Genomic DNA, 21,818 nt, shown 5'->3' on the forward strand with positions numbered 1-21,818 from the left:
AAGTGAAACGCCGTAGCGCCGATGGTAGTGTGGGGTCTCCCCATGCGAGAGTAGGGAACTGCCAGGCATCAAATAAGTGGAAAGCCCTGTACTGACGTACAGGGCTTTTTGCTATGGGAAATTTGGATAAATTTTCAGCCATATCCCTCTATTTTTTCCTCATGTAGTTCCCTTTTTATCACTCATTGCTTTTCGTTTTCTCTGGTATATAACCAGATCGTCTAGATTAATAACCGAAGTTGAAACATTTTCACTTACCGTTTGCAGACTCGACATTTTAGATAAAAACCGTTATCTTCGGCTATCTAGAAGTCTAAACGTATAAATGGATGTAGTGAGGAAGTTGCTATGCCGATCCGGGTCCCAGATGAATTACCAGCCGTAAATTTCCTGCGCAATGAGAACGTTTTTGTGATGACCTCATCACGCGCAAAAACTCAGGAAATTCGTCCTTTGAAAGTGCTGGTACTCAATCTGATGCCAAAGAAAATTGAGACCGAAAATCAGTTTTTACGGCTGCTTTCCAACTCCCCTTTACAGATTGATGTGCAGCTGCTGCGCATTGATAGTCGTGAATCTAAAAATACTCCGGCTGAACACCTGAATAACTTTTACTGTGATTTCGAAGACATCCAGCATGATAACTATGATGGCCTGATTGTCACCGGCGCTCCTTTGGGCTTAGTGGATTTCTGTGATGTTGCCTACTGGCCAGAGATTGAGCGCGTTATCCACTGGGCGAAAGAACACGTCACGTCGACATTGTTCGTGTGTTGGGCGGTGCAGGCTGCGTTAAATGTGCTTTATGATTTGCCGAAGATGACGCGCGAAACCAAGCTTTCAGGCGTTTATCCTCACCAGACATCACAACCGCTGGCTTTGCTGACCCGTGGATTTGATGAAACATTCCTGGCACCTCATTCGCGCTATGCTGATTTTCCTGCGGACATCCTGCGTCAGCATACGGATCTTGATATTTTCGCTGAATCTGACGAGGCCGGTGCTTATTTGTTCGCAACGAAAGATAAGCGTATGGCCTTCGTTACGGGTCATCCGGAATATGATGCCGGTACGCTCGCCGGAGAATATTTACGTGATGTCGCAGCCGGTTTATCACCTGAAATGCCTTACAATTACTTCCCGCAAGACAATGCAGAGCTAGCGCCTAAAGCGACCTGGCGTAGTCACGGCCATCTGCTGTTTACCAACTGGCTAAACTACTATGTTTATCAGATCACGCCATTCGATCTGCGCCAGATGAATCCAACCCTGGAATAATTCCCTTCATGATTTACAGACGATCCTACGTGATCGTCTGCTTCTGTTTGCCTCCAACGCCTTCCTCGTAAATGACTATCCGATCCTCAGTCTCTAAAAAATCGAAATAGATTCATATTTTTCGATATTTTTTTACGTGTTTAACTCACTGATTAATAGCTGTTAAATCATGCAATAAAAATAAAATGGAAATCGTTTTTGATTTTATGAAAAACCTGATTACGCTTAAATCTATCGGGCAATAAATGACCATCGATAAATCCCCTGAGGATCTTTCCCTGTGTCGCTGTTTTATTTTCTACCGTATCAGCATCTGCTTAGTGAGGCGGTCTGGCAGATTTAAGTCGAAAAATCAGGAGAGTTAGCGATGTCAGAGCAAATTACGCGCAGTCAGCTTAGTTTTACACGCCGTTTTGGTGAAAATGAAACACATATTCTGACTGCAGAAGCCGTGGATTTTTTGTCTGAGCTGGTCATGCGCTTTACCCCGCAGCGTAACCGCTTGATGACAGAACGTGTCGCGGTGCAGAGAAAAATTGATGGCGGTATTTTACCGAATTTTATTTCGGAAACTGATTCCATAAAAAAATCACAGTGGACGATTCGGGGCATTCCGGAGGATTTAAAAGATCGCCGCGTAGAAATCACCGGCCCCGTAGAACGCAAAATGGTGATTAATGCGCTAAATGCCAATGTGAAAGTCTTTATGGCGGATTTTGAAGATTCCCTTGCTCCTGACTGGCAAAAAGTCATCGAAGGGCAGATCAACTTACGTGATGCGGTTAACGGGACGATCAGCTACACCAATGAATCCGGAAAAATTTATCAGCTCAAACCCGACCCGGCCATTCTGATTTGCCGTGTGCGCGGACTGCACTTACCTGAGAAACACGTCACCTGGCAAGGTGAGGCCATTCCCGGTTCTCTGTTCGATTTTGCGTTGTACTTTTTCCACAACTATCGCGCATTGCTGGCGAAAGGCAGTGGCCCTTATTTTTATCTGCCAAAAATGCAGTCATATCATGAAGCTGACTGGTGGAGTCAGGTCTTCAGCTTTGCCGAGGACTACGCCGGATTATCACGTGGCACCATCAAAGCCACCGTTCTCATTGAAACTCTACCTGCCGTATTCCAGATGGATGAAATTCTTTACCACCTGCGCGACCATATCGTCGGTCTTAACTGCGGGCGTTGGGACTATATTTTCAGCTATATCAAAACGTTGAAGAATTATTCTGACCGCGTTTTGCCCGATCGTCAGTCCGTAACGATGACTCAACCTTTCCTCAGTGCTTACTCGCGCCTGCTTATCAAAACCTGTCACCGCCGTGGCGCATTTGCGATGGGGGGAATGGCGGCATTTATCCCGAGCAAAGATGTTAAACGCAATGAATGGGTGCTGAACAAGGTAAGAACGGACAAAGAACTGGAAGCGACCAACGGGCATGACGGTACCTGGATAGCACATCCGGGGCTGGCTGATACCGTGCTGGAAGTCTTCGATAAAGCGCTCGGTTCCCGCTCCAACCAGCTGGACGTATTACGCGAAGACGATGCAGATATTACTGCGGCACAATTGCTGGAGCCTTGTTCCGGCGAACGTACTGAAGAGGGTATGCGTGCCAACATCCGTGTTGCCGTGCAGTACATCGAAGCGTGGATCTCCGGAAATGGCTGCGTACCCATTTACGGGCTGATGGAAGATGCTGCTACCGCCGAGATTTCCCGAACCTCAATCTGGCAATGGATCCACCACGGCAAAACGCTCAGCGACGGTCAGCTGGTCACCAAGCCTTTGTTCCGCCGCATGCTGAATGAAGAAATGCTGGTGATCCAACAGGAGTTAGGTGAACAACGTTTCAGCGCCGGGCGCTTCACGCAGGCCGCCACATTAATGGAAAAAATTACCACGCAGGATGAGTTAATCGACTTCCTGACCCTGCCGGGCTATCAGCTGCTGGCCTGATTCTTCATACCCTACACATAAAAAGACCGGAGCATTTGCCATGAAAACAACACGTACTCAGCAAATTCAGCAGCTTGAAGAAACCTGGAATCAGCCACGCTGGAAGGGGATTGCCCGCCCTTATACGGCCGCCGAAGTCATCAGCCTGCGCGGCTCGGTGAATCCGGAATGTACTCTGGCTCAGCACGGCGCTGCCCGTCTGTGGAATTTACTGCACGGCGCGTCCCGTAAGGGGTATGTGAATTGCCTGGGCGCGCTCACCGGCGGGCAAGCATTGCAGCAGGCAAAAGCCGGGATTGAGGCGATTTATTTGTCTGGCTGGCAGGTCGCGGCCGATGCCAATACGGCGTCCAGCATGTATCCGGATCAGTCGTTATATCCGGTGAATTCCGTGCCTGAAGTGGTAACGAGGATTAACAACACTTTCCGCCGTGCGGATCAAATCCAGTGGGCGAATAATATTGAGCCCGGTCAGCCCGGTTATACCGACTATTTCCTGCCGATTGTCGCTGACGCTGAAGCCGGTTTTGGCGGTGTACTCAATGCTTTTGAACTGATGAAATCCATGATTGAGGCCGGTGCAGCAGCGGTTCATTTTGAAGACCAGCTTGCCGCTGTTAAAAAGTGCGGGCATATGGGCGGAAAAGTTCTGGTGCCAACACAGGAAGCCGTGCAGAAACTGGTCTCCGCGCGTCTTGCCGCCGATGTTCTCGGTGTACCGACGTTGCTGGTGGCGCGTACCGATGCCGATGCCGCTGATTTACTGACGTCCGATTGTGACCCTTATGACAGCGAGTTTATTACCGGCGAAAGAACGCATGAAGGCTTCTACAGAACGCATGCGGGTATCGAGCAGGCCATCAGCCGCGGGCTGGCGTATGCGCCGTACGCTGATGTTGTGTGGTGCGAAACATCAACGCCTGATCTCACTCTGGCCCGGCGTTTTGCCGAGGCCATTCATGCCAAATTCCCGGGCAAACTGCTGGCCTACAACTGTTCGCCATCGTTTAACTGGAAGAAGAATCTGGATGATAAAACGATTGCCACCTTCCAGGAGCAGTTGGCGGCGATGGGCTATCAGTACCAGTTCATCACGCTGGCGGGCATCCACAGTATGTGGTTCAACATGTTCGATCTTGCTCATGCGTATGCGCAGGGCGAAGGGATGAAACATTACGTCGAAAAAGTGCAGGAACCTGAATTTGCGGCGATCGGCCGCGGATACACTTTTGCTTCACATCAGCAGGAAGTGGGCACCGGATATTTCGACAAAGTGACGAACATCATTCAGGGTGGACGCTCATCGGTAACCGCGTTAACCGGTTCGACCGAAGAACAGCAATTCTCCCCGACATCCCACTGATTTGACCCGGCGCAAGCCGGGTTTTTCCCCTGCCGGAGCCGATATTATGCGCATCGAGCTGTTGATTGCTCAGACTATTTTGCAAGGGTTCGATGCACAGTATGGCCGGTTTCTGGAGGTGACCTCGGGCGCGCAACAACGCTTTGAAAATGCCGACTGGCCGGCGGTGCAGGCGGCTATGAAACAGCGAATTCATCTCTACGACCACCATGTCGGATTGGTTGTCTCTCAGCTCAAATGCATTACGGGTCAGCACTTTTACGATGCTGCATTCTTGGTCCGCATAAAAAACTGTTACGCCGGATTGTTGCCTGACTATCCCCGGGCAGAAATCGCCGAAAGTTTCTTTAATTCAGTCTATTGCCGGATTTTTAAACACCGTGAACTCACGGCGGATAAGCTTTTTATTTTTAGCGAACAGCCCATTCACCGGCCACAGTATTGCGCCCGGCCACTCGCCCGGCAATATCCTGTGAAAGGAAATCTGGTCACCACGCTGGGCCGGATTCTTCACGATCTTCCGATGCGTTTAACGTGGGAGAATGCGCCGCGTGATATTGATTACATCAGTACAGCATTGCAGCAAAGATTTCCCGGTGATGCGATATCAGAGGCGGTAATTGAGATCGCCACTGAAGTTTTCTACCGCAATAAAGCGGCGTGGATTATTGGAAAAATCGGGCTGGGTCAGCAGGTTTTCCCGCTGTTATTGCCGGTGCATCAAAGTCATCAGCGCGAATTGTTTGTGGATGCGTGTCTGACAGAGGGAAATGATGCCAGCATCGTTTTCGGCTTCGCGCGTTCCTATTTTATGGTGTACGCCCCGCAACCGGGCGCGCTGGTGGAATGGCTGCGGGAGATATTACCGGCAAAAACGACGGCTGAACTTTACAGCGCGATTGGCTGCCAGAAGCATGCGAAAACCGAATGTTATCGGGAGCATTTACGCTTTATGGCGCAAACCGACGAGTCTTTTATTATTGCGCCGGGCGTCAAAGGTATGGTCATGCTGGTCTTTACCTTGCCCGGAAGTGACCGCGTTTTCAAAGTCATTAAAGACCGTTTCGCCCCGCAAAAGGAGGTGACTGAAGCGCAGGTTATGGCCTGCTACCAGTTGGTCAAAGAGCACGACCGCGTAGGGCGGATGGCCGATACCCAGGAATTTGAACATTTTGTTCTGGCTAAGAAAAATATCAGCCCGGAATTAATGGCAGAGCTACAGCGTGAAGTCCCGGCGAAGATTGAAGATCTGGGCGACAGTATTGCCCTGAAGCATTTGTATATCGAACGGCGTATGACGCCACTGAATTTATATCTGGAACAGGCGGATGATCAGCAGATGCATGACGTTATTGAAGAATACGGTAACGCGATTAAACAACTTGCGGCAGCGAACATTTTTCCTGGAGATATGTTGTTTAAGAATTTTGGCGTGACCCGTCACGGCCGCGTCGTATTTTATGATTACGACGAAATCTGTTACATGACGGAAGTGAATTTCCGCGATATTCCTGAACCGCGTTACCCCGAAGATGAACTGGCCAGCGAGCCCTGGTACAGCATTGCGCCGGGGGATGTTTTTCCTGAAGAATTTCGCCAATTCTTGTGCAGCGACAAGCGCGTCCGGCAGTTCTTCGAAGTGGCACACAATGACCTGTTTTGTGCCGATTACTGGCGCGGTCTGCAAAAGCGGATCCGCGAAGGGCACGTTGAGGACGTCTTCGCATATCGCCGCAGTCAGCGTTTCAGCCGCCGTTAAGTCTTATGCTCCCGCCATCAGTGCGGGAGCAATTCCTCAATTAATGTTTCCCGCCGCCATAAGCCTGCGTAATTTCTTTTGCTGCGTGGATCACCAGCGCGCCCAGTTCTGTCACGCGATCGTCTGTTATCCGTGAAACCGGGCCGGAAATGGAAATCGCGGCGTAAGCGTCGTTATGCTCATCGTAAATGCAGGTCGCCACACAGCGCAGGCCGAGTGCATGTTCTTCATCATCAAAGGCATAACCGCGTTTGCGCGTATCGGCCAGCTCCTGTTTCAGGTTTGCCGGAGACGTTTTGGTCAGCGGTGTGTAGCTGTGTAAACCAATTTTGTGCAGAAGCTTCGCCAGGCGCTCTTCCGGCAGGGTGGAAAGAAATGCCTTACCCGCACCGGAAGCATGCATCGGCAGTTTTCCGCCAATCGGCGCTGACATTCGCATCAGTGCATTACATTGCACCTGATCGATAATGATCGCCTGATAATCACTGTGATCCAGCACTGCCAGATTCACCGTTTCGCCGGACTCCTCCATCAGACGGCGCAGCATCGGGTGCACCATCGCCAGCAAATTACGGCTTTGCAGAAAACTGCTGCCGACCACGAACGCATGCGAGCCGATGGTCCACAGACCCAAATCGCCGACCTGTCGCACAAACCCCTGCTGCTGCATCGTGGTCAGCAAACGGTGAGTGGTGGAATTCGGTAAACCTGCCTGCTGAGCCAGATCCGTCAGTGCAACGCTGCCCTGAGCTTCAGCGATATATTCCAGCAACTTAAGGCCACGCGTGAGGGACTGAACCTGTCCGGTGGCGGCGCTACCTGCTGTTGCAGCGGCTTTTGTTTTCTTAGCACGCTTGGCCGGAGTCAATGTGGACATTGCCATAAGCCTGTTCCTTGTAAGATGCGCCAAAAACTGGCGAAGAAAAATTATTTTTGGAATTGGTTTTCGTTTTTACAGTATGGATCGCAACCTGCCTTTGCGCTCATCCGATGTGTTGCACAGCATTTGCGGGATGCCTTCCTGAATTGAAAAAGTCTCATGTCACCACGGCCTTTTGGCTTCTGAAGGTATGCTAGGATGTTGACCATAATTTCCGGCGTATGAATGAACAATTTGCCGGGTGTGCGTGGTGGGTGATGAGGTGAAAGTGACTAATCGGGTTGAAGCGCTACATAAGCAACTGGCACAGCGCATTTTGGTGCTGGACGGCGGCATGGGAACCATGATCCAGAGCTACCGTCTTGAAGAAGAAGATTATCGCGGCCAGCGCTTTGCCGACTGGGGAAGCGATCTTAAAGGCAATAACGATCTTCTGGTCCTGAGCAAACCCGAAGTGATCATCGAGATCCACAACGGTTATCTTGCCGCTGGCGCAGATATTCTCGAAACCAACACCTTCAACTCCACCACTATTGCGATGGCCGACTACCATATGGAGTCGCTTTCCGCTGAAATTAACTATGAAGCAGCGCGTCTGGCGCGGATCTGCGCCGATGAATGGACCGCCCGTACGCCGGATAAACCGCGCTATGTGGCCGGTGTTTTAGGCCCGACTAACCGCACAGCTTCGATCTCTCCAGACGTTAACGATCCGGCATTTCGTAATGTCTCTTTCGATCAACTGGTTGAAGCCTACCGTGAATCTACCCGGGCGCTGATTAAGGGCGGTGCCGATCTGATCATGATCGAAACCGTTTTTGACACACTCAACGCCAAAGCCGCGACGTTTGCGGTGGAAACCGAATTTGAAGCGCTGGGCATCGTACTGCCGGTAATGGTGTCTGGTACGATTACCGACGCCTCTGGCCGTACGTTGTCAGGCCAGACAACCGAAGCGTTTTATAACTCGCTGCGCCACGTAAAACCGCTCACCTTCGGCCTGAACTGCGCACTGGGGCCAGATGAATTACGCCAGTATGTCGCTGAATTGTCGCGTATTGCTGAATGTTATGTCACGGCGCACCCGAACGCCGGTTTGCCTAACGCTTTCGGTGAGTACGATCTGGAAGCCAAAGAAATGGCGGAACACATTGCCGAATGGGCGCGCTCGGGCTTTCTGAATATTGTCGGCGGTTGCTGCGGTACCACGCCTGCACATATTGCGGCGATGGTAAAAGCCGTCGAAGGCGTGCCGCCGCGTGCGCTGCCGTCTATTCCCGTTGCCTGCCGTCTGGCGGGGCTGGAACCTCTGACTATTGATCCGCAGACGCTGTTTGTGAACGTTGGCGAACGTACCAACGTCACCGGTTCTGCGCGATTTAAACGGTTGATTAAAGAAGAGAAGTATTCTGAAGCGCTGGCAGTTGCCCGCCAGCAGGTAGAAAGTGGCGCGCAGATTATCGACATCAACATGGATGAGGGGATGCTCGACGCCGAAGCGGCGATGACGCGTTTTCTCAACCTGATTGCCGGTGAGCCGGATATCGCCCGTGTGCCAATCATGATTGACTCCTCCAAATGGGATGTCATTGAAAAAGGCCTGAAATGCATTCAGGGCAAAGGCATTGTTAACTCCATTTCGATGAAAGAGGGTGAGGAAGCTTTCCTGCATCACGCCCGTATGGTGCGCCGCTACGGGGCAGCCGTAGTCGTCATGGCCTTTGATGAAACCGGACAGGCGGATACCCGCGCCCGTAAAATTGAAATTTGCCGTCGCGCCTACAAATTGCTGACTGAAAAAGTCGGCTTCCCGCCGGAAGATATTATTTTCGACCCGAATATCTTTGCAGTCGCCACCGGGATTGAAGAGCACAACAACTACGCCGTTGATTTCATCGAAGCCTGCGCCGACATCAAAGCCCAGTTACCTCATGCGCTGATTTCCGGCGGTGTCTCCAACGTTTCCTTCTCGTTCCGTGGTAATGAACCGGTGCGCGAAGCTATTCATGCCGTGTTCCTGTATCACGCCATCCGCAACGGCATGGATATGGGGATCGTCAACGCTGGCCAGCTGGCGATTTATGATGACTTACCGGCTGAACTGCGCGACGCCGTTGAAGACGTGATCCTCAACCGCCGCGATGATGGTACCGAACGTCTGCTCGAGTTGGCCGAAAAATACCGTGGCAGCAAAGACGATGGCGAAGCGAATAAACAGCAGGCGGAATGGCGCAGCTGGGAAGTTAAAAAACGCCTCGAATACTCGCTGGTGAAAGGCATCACCGAATTTATCGAACTGGATACCGAAGAGTGCCGCCAGCTGGCTGCGCGGCCTATCGAAGTGATTGAAGGTCCGCTGATGGACGGCATGAACGTCGTCGGTGACCTGTTTGGTGCCGGTAAGATGTTCCTGCCGCAGGTGGTGAAATCCGCCCGTGTTATGAAACAGGCTGTGGCATATCTTGAGCCGTACATCGAAGCCAGCAAGGAGAAGGGCCAGACTAACGGTAAAATCCTGCTCGCGACGGTAAAAGGTGACGTGCATGACATCGGCAAAAATATTGTCGGCGTAGTGCTGCAGTGTAATAACTACGAGATTATCGATCTCGGCGTGATGGTGCCGACCGACAAAATTCTGAAAACCGCCATTGAAGAGAACGTCGATATTATCGGGCTGTCAGGGCTGATCACGCCCTCGCTCGACGAAATGGTTAATGTGGCGAAAGAGATGGAACGCCGCGGTTTCACCATACCATTACTGATTGGCGGTGCGACGACATCCAAGGCGCACACCGCAGTTAAAATCGAACAAAACTACAGCGGCGCGACCTGCTACGTGCAAAACGCCTCGCGTTCAGTCGGCGTGGTGTCTGCTTTGCTGTCAAACGATCAGCGTGATGCGTTTATAGAACGCACGCGCAAAGAGTACGACACCGTGCGTATCCAGCATGGACGTAAAAAGCCGCGTACACCGCCGGTCAGCCTTGAGGTTGCGCGCGATAACGCCACCACTATCGACTGGGACGATTACACGCCGCCGGTTGCTCATCGCCTCGGCATTCAGAAAGTGGAAGCCAGCATTGAAACGCTGCGCAATTACATCGACTGGACGCCATTCTTCATGACCTGGTCGCTGGCAGGCAAATATCCGCGCATTCTGGAAGACGAAGTGGTCGGTGAAGAAGCGAAGCGCCTTTTCAAAGATGCCAACGATCTGCTGGACAAACTCTCCCGTGAGAAGTTACTGAACCCGCGCGGTGTGGTTGGCCTGTTCCCGGCAAACCGTAAAGGCGATGACATCGAGATTTACGCAGATGAGCGCCGCACGGACGTGCTGGTGGTCAGCCACCATTTGCGTCAGCAAACCGAAAAAACCGATTTCGCGAACTATTGCCTGGCCGATTTTGTCGCACCGAAATCCAGCGGCAAAAAAGATTACATGGGCGCGTTTGCCGTCACCGGCGGGCTGGAAGAAGATGCTCTGGCCGAGGCGTATGACAAGCAGCATGATGATTACAATAAAATTATGATCAAAGCGCTGGCAGACCGTCTGGCCGAAGCGTTCGCGGAATACCTGCATGAGAAAGTGCGTAAGGTCTACTGGGGTTTTGCGCCGACAGAAAACCTGAGCAATGAAGAACTTATCCGCGAAAATTATCAGGGGATCCGCCCGGCTCCGGGTTATCCGGCCTGTCCTGAACATACCGAGAAAGGCCAAATCTGGAAGCTGCTGGATGTGGAAGCCAACACGGGTATGCAACTGACTGAATCCTTTGCGATGTGGCCGGGCGCTGCGGTATCCGGCTGGTATTTCAGCCATCCTGACAGCAAATACTTCGCCGTGGCGCAGATTCAGCGCGATCAGGTTGAAGATTACGCCGCGCGCAAAAACATGCCGGTCGCCGAAGTCGAACGCTGGCTCGCGCCAAACTTAGGTTACGACGCCGATTAATTTCCCTGTCATGCTTCCAGCTGACTCTGCGCTGGTGGTTCTCATGAAACCCGGTCACTGACTTCATCAGGTGGCCGGGATTCATATCAATTCACTTCCACATCAATGTGCAGTGCGTCATAACGCCAGTATTCCAGATCGCAGTCGATGACCCGGTCATTTTGGTCCCGGTTGGTGCGCGTGATAAATAACGCGGGGCTGCCGGAGGCAACTTTCAGCGCCTGCGACGCTTCTCTTGTCAGCAGTGTCGGCACCATATCAAACCGTACGCGCCCGTAATGGATATCGTAGCGTGATGCATACAGGTCAGTCAGGGAAGACGTTAAATCTGCATCAAGAATGCCACTGAAATACAACGGATTGAGGTAATGCTCCACATAAAGTACCGGGCGCTTGTCGATATAGCGTAACCGGCGGATGCAGATCACATCACTGCCGGAGGGCAGCAATAACTTCTGGCATACCGTATCGCTGGCAACGCAGTGCCTGGCATCAATAACCTGAGTTTCTGCGCTGCGCCCCTGATCTTTCGCCATTGCGTGAAAATGACTTCTTTGCAACGGGTTGTAGACAATGCGCGGAGGAGAAACAAACCAGCCCCGGCGTACTTCACGATAAATCAGCCCCTGCGCTTCCAGATGGCTTAACGCTTCACGCAGCGTAATACGGGTCGTGGAAAACTGTTCACTCAACGCGCGCTCAGAAGGCAACCTTCCTTCGGCAGAAAATGCTCCGGCCGCAATACTTTCGCTCAAAGCCTTGCAGATAACGGCAAGGGTGGTCTGCGATTCATTCATCGGTCAGCAAGCCTCATTTCAGTGCGTTTTTGCACCAATCTGACCCGTAATTGCGTAACTTATGTGCGCTTGTTAACAGCGATAAGCTTAAAACTGCTGCTTTTTCACGCTGACATATAATTATCACAATTGAGCGTTAGATTGGCTTGGTTCTTGCTGGACTAGACCAGCACTTCACACACTACCATCCGGAGCATCCGTTATGAAACAGTTGTTCGCTTCTGTGTTAACCAGCGCGCTTGTCCTCTCCGCTTCACCGGCATTTGCCGCTGAACCTCCTGCTGAACTCCTGAAAGCGGCACAAGCCGAAGGCACGGTGAACAGCGTCGGTATGCCTGATGACTGGGCGAACTGGAAAGAGACCTGGAATGATTTGAGCACCAAATACGGCCTGAAACACAGTGATACCGATATGAGTTCTGCTCAGGAAATCGCGAAATTCCTTGCCGAAAAAGACAATGCCAGTGCGGATATTGGTGATGTGGGTGCTGCATTCGGTCCGGTAGCGGTTCAGAAGGGCGTTACTCAGCCTTATAAACCGACCACCTGGGATCAGGTGCCAGACTGGGCGAAAGATAAAGATGGTATGTGGGCACTCGCTTACACCGGCACTATTGCATTCATCATTGATAAATCTCAGGTGAAAGATGAGCCGCACAGCTGGGCTGATTTGCTCAACAGCAAATACAAAGTCACTATCGGTGATGTCAGCACCGCAGCGCAGGCCGCGAACGGCGTTCTGGCGGCAACGTACGCGATGGGCGGCAATGAAAAGGATCTGAAACCGGGTCTGGAATATTTCGGCAAACTGGCGAAAGCAGGACGTCTGAGCCTGACTAACCCGGTCATCGCTTCTCTGGAAAAAGGTGAAGTGCAGGTGGGTGTGGTCTGGGACTTCAACGGTCTGAGCTATCGCGACAAAATCGACAAAACCCGCTTCGACGTGGTGATCCCTTCTGATGGTTCTATCACCTCGGGTTACACCACCATTATCAACAAATTCGCCAAACACCCGAACGCCGCTAAACTGGCGCGTGAATACATCTTCTCCGATGCCGGTCAGATCAACCTGGCGCGTGGTTATGCCCGCCCAATCCGTGCTGATCACATCACATTGCCAGACGACGTGAAAGCCAAACTGCTGCCATCCAGCGAATACAAAAATGCTCACCCGATTGCCGATCCGGCTGCCTGGGATAAGAGCGCCAAAACCTTGCCTCGCCTGTGGCAGGAAAACGTCATGATCAACATGCAGCAGTAATCTCCTGAATTAAAAAATAGAAAAAACCGGGCAGCGAAAGCATTGATTAATTACAACACCTGCAAGAAAGGCATAAGTGTAATGAAGAGCATTCTGGTAGTACTCGACGGCCTGAATTATCAGGTCGGCAAAGACGCAATGGGTTATTTACAGGCTCAGTGTGCCGCAGGACGCGGCCGCTTGTATCAACTGGAATGCGAACTGCCTTCGCTGTCCCGGCCGCTTTACGAATGCATTCTCACCGGCATCGCGCCGGTGGCGAGTGGCATTGTGCATAACCACGTTGACCGGTTATCCACGCAACGCAGTATTTTCCATTATGCTCGTGAGGCAGGTCTGACGACCGCGGCTGCGGCTTATCACTGGGTCAGTGAATTGTATAACCGCACGCCGTTTGACCCGCCGCGTGACCGTCATACCAGCGATGAGTCTCTGGCCATTCAGCATGGTCATTTTTACTACGACGACGGCTACCCTGATTCGCATCTGTTTGACGATGCTGAAAGCCTGCGCCGCCGGCATGACCCCGATTTCCTGCTGATCCACCCGATGAATATTGATGACGCTGGCCACAAATTTGGCCTGTCTACGCCGCAATACCGCAACAAAGCGCGCACGGCCGACGGCATACTGTCGCGCTATCTGGGTGACTGGCTGGACGCGGGTTATCAGGTCATCGTAACCGCCGACCACGGCATGAACGATGACCGCAGCCATGGCGGTATTTTACCGGAAGAGCGTCAGGTGCCGTTGTTTGTCTTTGGCAGTGCTTTCAGCTTTAAAGATGCCGCACCGCTGCAAACCGAGTTGTGTGGCACCGTTTGTCAGATCCTCAATATTGCCCACGACAAGCCACATTGCGCGCCATTACTGGCCTGAATCCCGTCACTTTTAGAGGATAACCGATGAAAGCTAAGTGGATTGCAGCGCTGTTTATGCTGCCGTTTCTGGTTTTTTTCGTCGCGTTCCAGCTGGCGCCGCTGGCCTGGATTGCAGTGAGCAGCTTTTACAGCGAAACCTATGAAGCCTGGGGACTGGGCAATTACAGCGATATTCTGACTTCTCCGTTTTATCTGCAGGCCATGCGCTTCTCGCTGGATATTTCTATCTGGTCGAGTTTATACGGTTTGCTAATCGCGTTAGTGGGCAGTTACTCACTTCGCCAGCTAGGTCCGACAAAGCTGCTTGATTTCGTGATGTCGTTTACCAATATGACCAGCAACTTCGCGGGCGTGCCTCTGGCGTTTGCCTTTGTGATTTTGCTCGGCCTGAACGGTTGCCTGACGCTGCTGCTCAGAAAATATGGCCTGATGGAGCATTTCGACCTGTATTCGAAAGACGGGCTGATTGTGCTTTACACCTATTTCCAGATCCCGCTGGGCGTATTACTGATGTATCCCGCGTTCGATGCCCTGCGCGAAGACTGGCGCGAATCGGCGGCTCTGCTCGGTGCGGGGCGCTGGAGTTACTGGCGTCATATCGGCATACCCGTTTTATTCCCGGCGCTACTGGGGACTTTCGTGATTTTGCTCGCCAACGCTCTGGGCGCGTATGCCACGGTTTACGCGCTGACCACAGGCAATTTCAACGTCGTGCCGGTACGCATCGCGGCGCTGGTGTCGGGGGATATTTCCCTCGATCCGAATATGGGCAGTGCGCTGGCGATGTTACTGGTGGTGCTGATGGCGTTTATCACGCTTGTCCATCAGTGGTTATTGCGTAAAAGTTATCTCAGTCAGCGCAGCTGATTGCCGGAAAAAGGAACGTAAGATGTCGCGCTCTGAAGCGATTTACCACCGTGTGGTGATCTGGATTTTACTGATTGTCCTGATGTTGCCGTTGCTGGCGACGCTGGTGTACGCGCTGGTGCTGGAGTGGGGCGCGACCATTTTGCCGAGCGGCTTTACGCTGAAATGGCTGGTGGAATTGTGGAGCGATCCGCGTTTTCTGATTGCGCTCTGGCACTCGCTGCTGGTGTGTTTTGGCACACTTTTCCTGTCGCTGGTGCTGATCCTGCCACTGATGTTTGTGATTGCTTACTATTTCCCTAAGCTCGATGCGCTCATGAATATCCTAATCCTGCTGCCATTTGCTGTGCCGCCGGTGGTGTCATCGGTGGGGCTGATGCAGCTGTATTCTGCTGAGCCGCTGGCGCTGACCGGTACGCCGTGGATCCTGATTGGATGTTACTTCACCATCGCCTTGCCGTTTATCTATCGTGCTATTTCCAACAACATGCAGGCGATCAACCTGCGCGACCTGATGGATGCGGCGCACCTGCTCGGTGCCAGTACCTGGAAAGCCGCGTTGCTGGTGGTGTTACCCAACTTACGTAAAGGCGGAATGATTGCCGTGTTGCTGTCCTTCTCCTTCCTCATCGGGGAATTCGTCTTCGCCAACTTACTGGCGGGCAGCCGTTATGAAACGGTACAGGTTTATCTCTATAACATGCGCAATGGCAGCGGTCATTTCACAAGCGCATTAGTCATCTCGTATTTCATGGTCGTCCTGATTTTCACCTGGGTGGCGAACATGCTGAACAAAGGAAAGAGCTGATTATGTCGTATTTGCAGGTCACTCAACTCAACAAGTCTTACGGTCCGACGCAGATTTTCAATAACATTGATTTCTCGGCACAAGAGGGTGAATTCGTCACGTTGCTGGGGCCAAGCGGCTGCGGAAAATCCACCCTGCTGCGCTGCCTGGCCGGACTGACGTCGGTCGATAGCGGAAAAATTGTGATTCAGGGGCAGGACATTGTGCCCTTACCACCACAGCAGCGCGGGATCGGGATGGTCTTCCAGAGCTACGCGCTGTTCCCGAATATGACGGTCGAAGCCAACGTTGCGTTTGGTTTGAAAATGCAAAAGATACCGGCTTTGGAACTATACCGTCGCGTGGGCGAAGTGCTGGAACTGGTGGAAATGAACGATTACGCCAAACGTTATCCGCATCAGCTTTCCGGCGGTCAGTGTCAGCGTGTGGCGCTGGCGCGTTCGCTGGTGACGCAGCCGCGCCTGTTGTTGCTCGATGAACCGCTTTCCGCGCTTGATGCCCGTATCCGTAAACATCTGCGCGAACAAATTCGCCGTATTCAGCGTGAAATGAACCTGACGGCCATTTTCGTCACGCACGATCAGGAAGAGGCGCTGACCATGTCAGACCGGATTGTGCTGATGAACAAAGGACAAATCGTCCAAAATGCCGATGCCGAAACCTTATATACTGAACCGGTGGATGCGTTCGCAGCGGGCTTTATCGGCAGCTACAACCTGCTGAGTTCTGAACAGGCGATGGCGCTGACAGGCATGACTTACACGGGCCGCGTTGCCATCCGGCCAGAGTCGGTGACGATATGCGAGCTGACTGAGGGCATTCCGGCTAAAATTCTAAGCCACAGCCTGCTGGGCAACGTGGTGCGTTATCGTGTTTTAGCGCACGGTGTTGAGCTTTCTGTGGATGTTTTAAACCGTTCTGTGGCCTCACTTCGCGCCGATGGCAGCGATGTTGGTTTGCAGTTAGATCTTGTTACGTTACGGGAAGTTGCATGAAACTGGCGCTGTTTGATCTCGATGAAACTCTGATTAGCGGCGACTGTTCCAGCTTGTGGTCTGCCTACATGGTAGCGAATGGCTGGGTGGCGGATGAACAGGCTTTCCTGCAACAGGATGCCGCGCTGATGCAACAATATGCCGTGGGTAAAATGGATATGCAGGAGTACATGCGCTGTACTCTCGCACCGCTTACCGGCCGCAGCGAAAGTGACGTCGCAGGCATGGTCGCAAGCTATATTCAGGACGTAATAGCACCGCGTATTTATGCGCAGGCGCGCGAGTGCCTGGCTGCTCACCGCGCACAGGGCGACCGGACGGTGATTATTTCCGCCTCCGGCGAACATCTGGTGCGGCCAATTGCGGGTTATCTCGGGGTAGAGGAAACGCTGGCGATTGGTGTGGAAATGAAAGACGGGCGCTTTACCGGCGCCACGCAGGGGACGATGACGTACCGCGAAGGCAAAGTGTCGCGTTTACTTGAACTCATCAATCAGGACGATTCCCTGCTGCAACAAGCCAGTTTTTATTCGGATTCCCACAATGATCTGCCCTTGCTGACCCGCGTGGGTCAGCCGGTTGCCGTGAATCCCGACGCCATCCTGCTCCGGCACGCCCGGCAGGCAGGATGGCCCGTGTTTTCGTGGAAATAGACTGCAGATAAAAAATGTTAAATCAGGGGCGTTTTTATAGGGATTTTTTCAGAAACTTATTCTGACGCCCGTGACGATTTGCCAGTAATCAATCCCTTCCTCTTCCAGCCTTTTCTGGTATTCCCCGCCCACACTCAGTGACACATTCGGGATGAGCGTATTGACCACGCCAATATTCAACTGCGCCGCGCTGCCTGTCACATCGGTTGAAAAACGACTGACATCGTTACTGTGGAGGTCGCCGATATGAACGTCAGAATGGTGGCTGAAATCTTTAATCAATCGCGTGCTGGCGACCACCGCCCATTTCCCGGTATACAGGCTGTCCCAGTCGTATCGATAACGCAATCCGATACTGCCCAGCGGCCTCGTCATGTTATCGTATTTAACCTTTGCGTCATCGATATCGGTAAAGTTATCAACCTTCAGATATTGCACTCCGGCACCGATAACCGGCGTCAACTGATGCTGACCCAATGTGAACTGATAGCCCACATCCAGCGTGGCGCCAAACGATTTGGCATTGATATCTGCGACATCACCCCCGCGTAAATCGGTGGAAACCTCGCCGTTGTATTTCGCCGCATTCAGCCCGAATTCCGCCAGAAGCCCGTTTTTCTGTTTGTAAACCGACAAGCCAGAAAGCCCCCATGTGGTGTAGTGCGTTTTGCTGTCTCCGTCTGCCGCATCAGGAGTGATATCCAGATCCGCCCGGGAAAGCCCAAGGCTTACATCAAAAGACTGACTGTCAGACTGCAGTTGCAAGACCTTACCGCCAAACAGCCAGCCTTCTTGTTTCTGTTTATAGTCGTAGCCGTAATCTTTAAAGCTGAGCGACGAATGGTAAGTATCTTCTCCATTGAGGTACTGGAAGAAAATATTCATTTTCTTATCGTCGAGAAGCGAAACCTGATTTTGAAAACTGCTGTTCAGGCGGCTGCTGTAGCTGAATAATGCGGAAGGCAGGGAAAGATAAGAGGGCACCTGCGGAGTTACCGCTGCCCGGCTGTATTGAGAATCGCTGTGATGTTCCGGTTCCGGTTCCGGCGTTATATTGCCGCCGTCATCAGGTTCCGGTACGGGAGTCACATCGCCGCCGTCATCAGGTTCCGGTACGGGAGTCACATCGCCGCCGTCATCAGGTTCCGGTACGGGAGTCACATCGCCGCCGTCATCAGGTTCCGGCACGGGAGTTACATCGCCGCCGTCATCAGGTTCCGGAATAGGATCCGTCGTGGGTGAGGTGTTCTCATTTTCACTGAGCATTCGGTTTTGCAAGCGGTAGTCCCAGTATTGCCCTCCCGAACCGGTCACTGCACGCTCATCAGCGGCGCTGCGACCCGGAGCAAAAGCATACAGCGTATAGGCATACGCACCGCGCGCGACGTATTCTCCCGCCAGTGCAAAAGAACTTTTGCCCGCATTGCCGCCGACCTGGATCAGCGAAATACCTTCCTGGTTATCTGCACTGCCGTTGTTGTTACTGTCGGTAAAAATACCCTCTCCGGATGGCGTCACTGAAACCAGAATGGGTTTGTCATCTGAAATCACATCGCCATTGATCAGCAAGCGGTCATATTGCAATGCGCCCGAAGTCAGTTGCGCCCGTAGCTCGACAACGTCGCTGGAGCCGGTGGTCAGATTACCATTGATGTGTATTGTGGATGCACTAACCGGAGCGGCGGAATAGCCCGAAGGGCCGCTGTCAGCATAATAAGGGGCGATGATAACGTCATCTTTCACAACCAGATCGGCGATATTGGCGTTACCGGCAAATGTGGTTCCGTTTTCCATGGTCAGCGTGGAAGCCAGCGAACCCTCGAGAACAAGCGCGCCGTTTTTAACCGTGGTGCCGCCGGTAAAGGTATTGTCACCGTACATGTAAAGATTTGCCCGGCCGTCTTTGCTCAGACTGCCGGCGCCTTCCAGCGTAGCCGCAATAGTGACATCCGCCGTGCCCGATGTACTTTTATCACTGGCATCGCCGGCTTTCACCGAAAGTATGGCCTCGTCGCCCAGGAGCACATGACCTTCCAGTTTGCTGCGGCTGTGCATTTGCAGAGTCGAACGGTCTCCGAGAGTGATGTCACTATCAAGTGTTCCATGTTCAGTGAGCTGAAGCAGACCGCCTTCATTAAGGTTTAACGTGCTTATCTGGAAAGTTTCATCAATCCAGTCGTTGCTGAAAGTCGCGCCACCCGCATGTGGTGTCATCCTTCCGCCCAGTGAAAGCGTACCGTTGCTGACGGTCATATTATTAAGCCAGCCGCCGCCGGTCAGGGAATAGTTATCGGTGCTTTTGGCGGACGCTAATATAACGTTGAGCCCCTGCGCGGTATCAGGTGTGCCCAGGCGTCCGATAAAGGTTTCAGATTTCGTGTTTGCCAATGTCAGCGTGGAACTGTCATCGGGATTAGCATTGATGATGGTCGCGCCAGAATCACTGTGATTAATCGTCGTGAAGCGCATGTCATAGCCATTGAGATCCAGTTTCCCCCCGCGGTAACCGAAATAAATATGGGCGGGGTCAATCTGGTCATCTCCCTGCAATTGCACGGTGGGTCTGCCACTGACAAGGGTCACTGAGGAAAAAGCGCGATGGTGGCCCGCCCCGTCGTCCTGCTGAGCCAAAACAGCCGTGCCATCCCCGATATTTAATTCCCCCGGATTATCGCCAAAGGCGTTGACGTAAAGTGTACCGGCACCAATTTTATGCAGGCTGTCTCCCGCCACTCCGTTAACTTCCCAGTCAACTCTCTTACTGGCATCAATCTCAATACCGCCACCCATCCAGGTATTATTTTGACCGTCGGCGGAGATAACCCGATAGTTGTTGGAAAACTGTAATTTACCTGCGCCCTGATTAATTGTCGCATCCAGGACAATTAATCCGCCATCACCGTTGAAACGCAGATCCTTAGAAGCATCAAGCTGAGGGTTCCGCACATCCGTGCCTATATTTCCTGCCATGATATCTTCCGGGGTGAGAATAAACTGGCCGGGAAGACGGGTGTCGATACCATGCCATTGCCAGCCAGAGTTGCCCTGAATAATGTCGCCAGAAGCCCCCGTGCCGGTCCAGTGAATATCCCCTTGTGCTGCGATATCAATGACATCTGGATCGGTATAATTGTTGACAATGCTGCTTATAAAATCGGTGGGTAAACCCAGCCCGTAAGTACCAAGTGTGTGCGGCGCACGGTTTTCAACGCCGGTACCCGATGTTGTTACACCATACATCTTCCACTTTTTATCAACATTGTCGTAGACCAGTATCGGGCTTCCGCTGTCTCCCTGGTTGGCGGCAATATCCAGAGGCGAGGCCGTATTATTATTAATCCAGTAAATTTGATTCTGAGATATCGTTTGCGGATTTAATGTTCCGGCACTCTTCCACATATAAGAATATTTTGTTAACTGATTCAATGTCTGGCCTGCCGCATCAATCTGATATTGATACCCGGCCCCTACTCGCGTGAAGTATACATACCTGCCATTATTTTTATTCTCGTAAACATCAGAGGGTTTGACTATTTCAACAGGAGCGACTTCAGTAATGACTTTATTTAAGCGGTCGACATTAAAATCTGCATTCGGGTCATTATTATAATTTATGACCTCATATTGTGTACTGTATTTAGCGTTAGTCCCGAAAGTGGCATTTTCGAACCAGCCAAGGTGAGTCACGCTGGTGACATAGTTAGCCCCGATAACAGTCGCATAGCCCGCAGTACTTGCGCTGGCAAAGTCCGGCAGAGAGAAGGGAAGGATCCCCGCAGGGGTTCCATCAAGGTTAAATACCTGCACGTTATTGGCGCCAGGCTGATATTTTCCCAGGTTTTCCGCGAAGTCGCGATAGTCCTGTACATCAATGTTCTCGTTCATTACACCGGCACTGGCATTGAATATGCAAAGTGATATCACTCCGCTCAATAATTTAACTTTCATATATTTACTTCCTTGAAAATAAATCCATCCGTTTTAAGTATGTTTATTTTTCTTTGATAGGGTTAGTTAATTAGTTGACGTTGTAAATAGCCCATTAAATGAATTTAAGGTGAATTTGATGCTAATGAATTAGGTGTTCGTGTTAATTGTTTAGTTTTTTTATTTTATGAAAAAAAGAGGAGTGGTGTTTTCTTGCAGGCAGTCTAGAGGGAATAAATTTTCTAATCAAACAGGATTTTGAAAATTGTTATTCATGTCTCTATAGTTTGATGATTTAAATAATAAAACAGGGAAAACGCTAAACATCTGCTTTGGTATGACGGACTTGTTTACCTCAATAATGTGCGTAGTCTACAGTTAGATGTGGCAGATGATGAGTCAGGTTAAGCAGGAAAGCTCAAATATTCTGA

General features: G+C 51.7%; 14 protein-coding genes. 11 read left to right on the forward strand and 3 right to left on the reverse strand.

What is annotated here, in order from left to right:
* The first annotated feature begins 348 nt into the window (after positions 1-348).
* The 4 genes from metA (at position 349) to aceK (ending at position 6,366) form a co-directional block, all read left to right on the forward strand.
* Entirely contained in the window at positions 349-1,278 is a 930-nt protein-coding gene (gene metA, locus J1782_RS25290; RefSeq protein ID WP_152327455.1) for a homoserine O-succinyltransferase, read from the forward strand.
* Between the two features lie 367 nt (positions 1,279-1,645).
* Complete coding sequence (aceB, locus tag J1782_RS25295; protein ID WP_217154199.1) at positions 1,646-3,244, forward strand: malate synthase A; 1,599 nt, start codon at positions 1,646-1,648, stop codon at positions 3,242-3,244.
* Positions 3,245-3,284: 40 nt separating this feature from the next.
* Complete coding sequence (gene aceA / locus J1782_RS25300) at positions 3,285-4,607, forward strand: isocitrate lyase (RefSeq protein WP_217154200.1); 1,323 nt, start codon at positions 3,285-3,287, stop codon at positions 4,605-4,607.
* Positions 4,608-4,653: 46 nt separating this feature from the next.
* Positions 4,654-6,366, forward strand: a complete 1,713-nt coding sequence (gene aceK, locus J1782_RS25305) for a bifunctional isocitrate dehydrogenase kinase/phosphatase (protein ID WP_165061199.1) — start codon at positions 4,654-4,656, stop codon at positions 6,364-6,366.
* Positions 6,367-6,406: 40 nt separating this feature from the next.
* Here the strand turns inward: aceK and iclR are convergent, their stop codons facing one another.
* On the reverse strand, positions 6,407-7,249 hold the full coding sequence (iclR, locus tag J1782_RS25310) for a glyoxylate bypass operon transcriptional repressor IclR (RefSeq protein ID WP_371819832.1): 843 nt from the start codon (positions 7,247-7,249) through the stop codon (positions 6,407-6,409).
* Between the two features lie 265 nt (positions 7,250-7,514).
* Here iclR and metH point away from each other — a divergent pair, with 265 nt between their 5' ends.
* Positions 7,515-11,198: a methionine synthase gene (gene metH / locus J1782_RS25315; RefSeq protein WP_371819833.1), complete on the forward strand. Its 3,684-nt coding sequence runs from the start codon at positions 7,515-7,517 to the stop codon at positions 11,196-11,198.
* Positions 11,199-11,284: 86 nt separating this feature from the next.
* On the opposite strand, the gene J1782_RS25320 is transcribed toward metH, so the two are convergent.
* Positions 11,285-11,995, reverse strand: coding sequence for a UTRA domain-containing protein (locus J1782_RS25320; RefSeq protein WP_217154202.1), 711 nt, complete (start codon positions 11,993-11,995; stop codon positions 11,285-11,287).
* A gap of 202 nt (positions 11,996-12,197) precedes the next feature.
* Between J1782_RS25320 and J1782_RS25325 the strand changes: the two genes are divergently transcribed.
* The 6 genes from J1782_RS25325 to J1782_RS25350 all read left to right on the forward strand — a co-directional run bounded on the left by J1782_RS25325 (position 12,198) and on the right by J1782_RS25350 (position 17,460).
* Complete coding sequence (locus tag J1782_RS25325; RefSeq protein WP_152327448.1) at positions 12,198-13,256, forward strand: ABC transporter substrate-binding protein; 1,059 nt, start codon at positions 12,198-12,200, stop codon at positions 13,254-13,256.
* 81 nt (positions 13,257-13,337) lie between these two features.
* The gene (locus J1782_RS25330; RefSeq protein ID WP_217154203.1) at positions 13,338-14,135 is read left to right on the forward strand and encodes an alkaline phosphatase family protein; all 798 of its coding nucleotides are present in this window, start codon (positions 13,338-13,340) and stop codon (positions 14,133-14,135) included.
* Between the two features lie 26 nt (positions 14,136-14,161).
* Entirely contained in the window at positions 14,162-15,004 is an 843-nt protein-coding gene (locus J1782_RS25335) for an ABC transporter permease subunit (protein WP_217154204.1), read from the forward strand.
* A 22-nt stretch (positions 15,005-15,026) separates the two neighbouring features.
* Complete coding sequence (locus J1782_RS25340; protein ID WP_013577382.1) at positions 15,027-15,812, forward strand: ABC transporter permease; 786 nt, start codon at positions 15,027-15,029, stop codon at positions 15,810-15,812.
* A gap of 2 nt (positions 15,813-15,814) precedes the next feature.
* Positions 15,815-16,807, forward strand: coding sequence for an ABC transporter ATP-binding protein (locus tag J1782_RS25345; RefSeq protein ID WP_217154205.1), 993 nt, complete (start codon positions 15,815-15,817; stop codon positions 16,805-16,807).
* Positions 16,804-17,460, forward strand: coding sequence for an HAD family phosphatase (locus J1782_RS25350; RefSeq protein WP_217154206.1), 657 nt, complete (start codon positions 16,804-16,806; stop codon positions 17,458-17,460). Before J1782_RS25345 ends, J1782_RS25350 begins: the two co-directional genes overlap by 4 nt.
* 48 nt (positions 17,461-17,508) lie before the next feature.
* Here J1782_RS25350 and J1782_RS25355 read toward each other — a convergent pair whose 3' ends face one another.
* Positions 17,509-21,408 carry a S6 family peptidase gene (locus J1782_RS25355; RefSeq protein ID WP_217154207.1) on the reverse strand — a complete coding sequence of 1,300 codons (3,900 nt, stop codon included), beginning with the start codon at positions 21,406-21,408 and terminating at the stop codon, positions 17,509-17,511.
* Between the last annotated feature and the right edge of the window lie 410 nt (positions 21,409-21,818).

The organism is Rahnella sp. BCC 1045 (assembly GCF_019049615.1).
GTDB classification, from domain to species: Bacteria; Pseudomonadota; Gammaproteobacteria; order Enterobacterales; family Enterobacteriaceae; genus Rahnella; species Rahnella contaminans.

Coding starts and splice junctions, on each gene's coding strand:
- metA (WP_152327455.1), top strand. CDS start 349: ATGCCGATCCGGGTCCCAGATGAATTACCAGCCGTAAATTTCCTGCGC.
- aceB (WP_217154199.1), top strand. CDS start 1,646: ATGTCAGAGCAAATTACGCGCAGTCAGCTTAGTTTTACACGCCGTTTT.
- J1782_RS25325 (WP_152327448.1), top strand. CDS start 12,198: ATGAAACAGTTGTTCGCTTCTGTGTTAACCAGCGCGCTTGTCCTCTCC.
- aceA (WP_217154200.1), top strand. CDS start 3,285: ATGAAAACAACACGTACTCAGCAAATTCAGCAGCTTGAAGAAACCTGG.
- J1782_RS25330 (WP_217154203.1), top strand. CDS start 13,338: ATGAAGAGCATTCTGGTAGTACTCGACGGCCTGAATTATCAGGTCGGC.
- J1782_RS25340 (WP_013577382.1), top strand. CDS start 15,027: ATGTCGCGCTCTGAAGCGATTTACCACCGTGTGGTGATCTGGATTTTA.
- J1782_RS25335 (WP_217154204.1), top strand. CDS start 14,162: ATGAAAGCTAAGTGGATTGCAGCGCTGTTTATGCTGCCGTTTCTGGTT.
- J1782_RS25345 (WP_217154205.1), top strand. CDS start 15,815: ATGTCGTATTTGCAGGTCACTCAACTCAACAAGTCTTACGGTCCGACG.
- J1782_RS25355 (WP_217154207.1), bottom strand. CDS start 21,408: ATGAAAGTTAAATTATTGAGCGGAGTGATATCACTTTGCATATTCAAT.
- J1782_RS25320 (WP_217154202.1), bottom strand. CDS start 11,995: ATGAATGAATCGCAGACCACCCTTGCCGTTATCTGCAAGGCTTTGAGC.
- iclR (WP_371819832.1), bottom strand. CDS start 7,249: ATGGCAATGTCCACATTGACTCCGGCCAAGCGTGCTAAGAAAACAAAA.
- aceK (WP_165061199.1), top strand. CDS start 4,654: ATGCGCATCGAGCTGTTGATTGCTCAGACTATTTTGCAAGGGTTCGAT.
- J1782_RS25350 (WP_217154206.1), top strand. CDS start 16,804: ATGAAACTGGCGCTGTTTGATCTCGATGAAACTCTGATTAGCGGCGAC.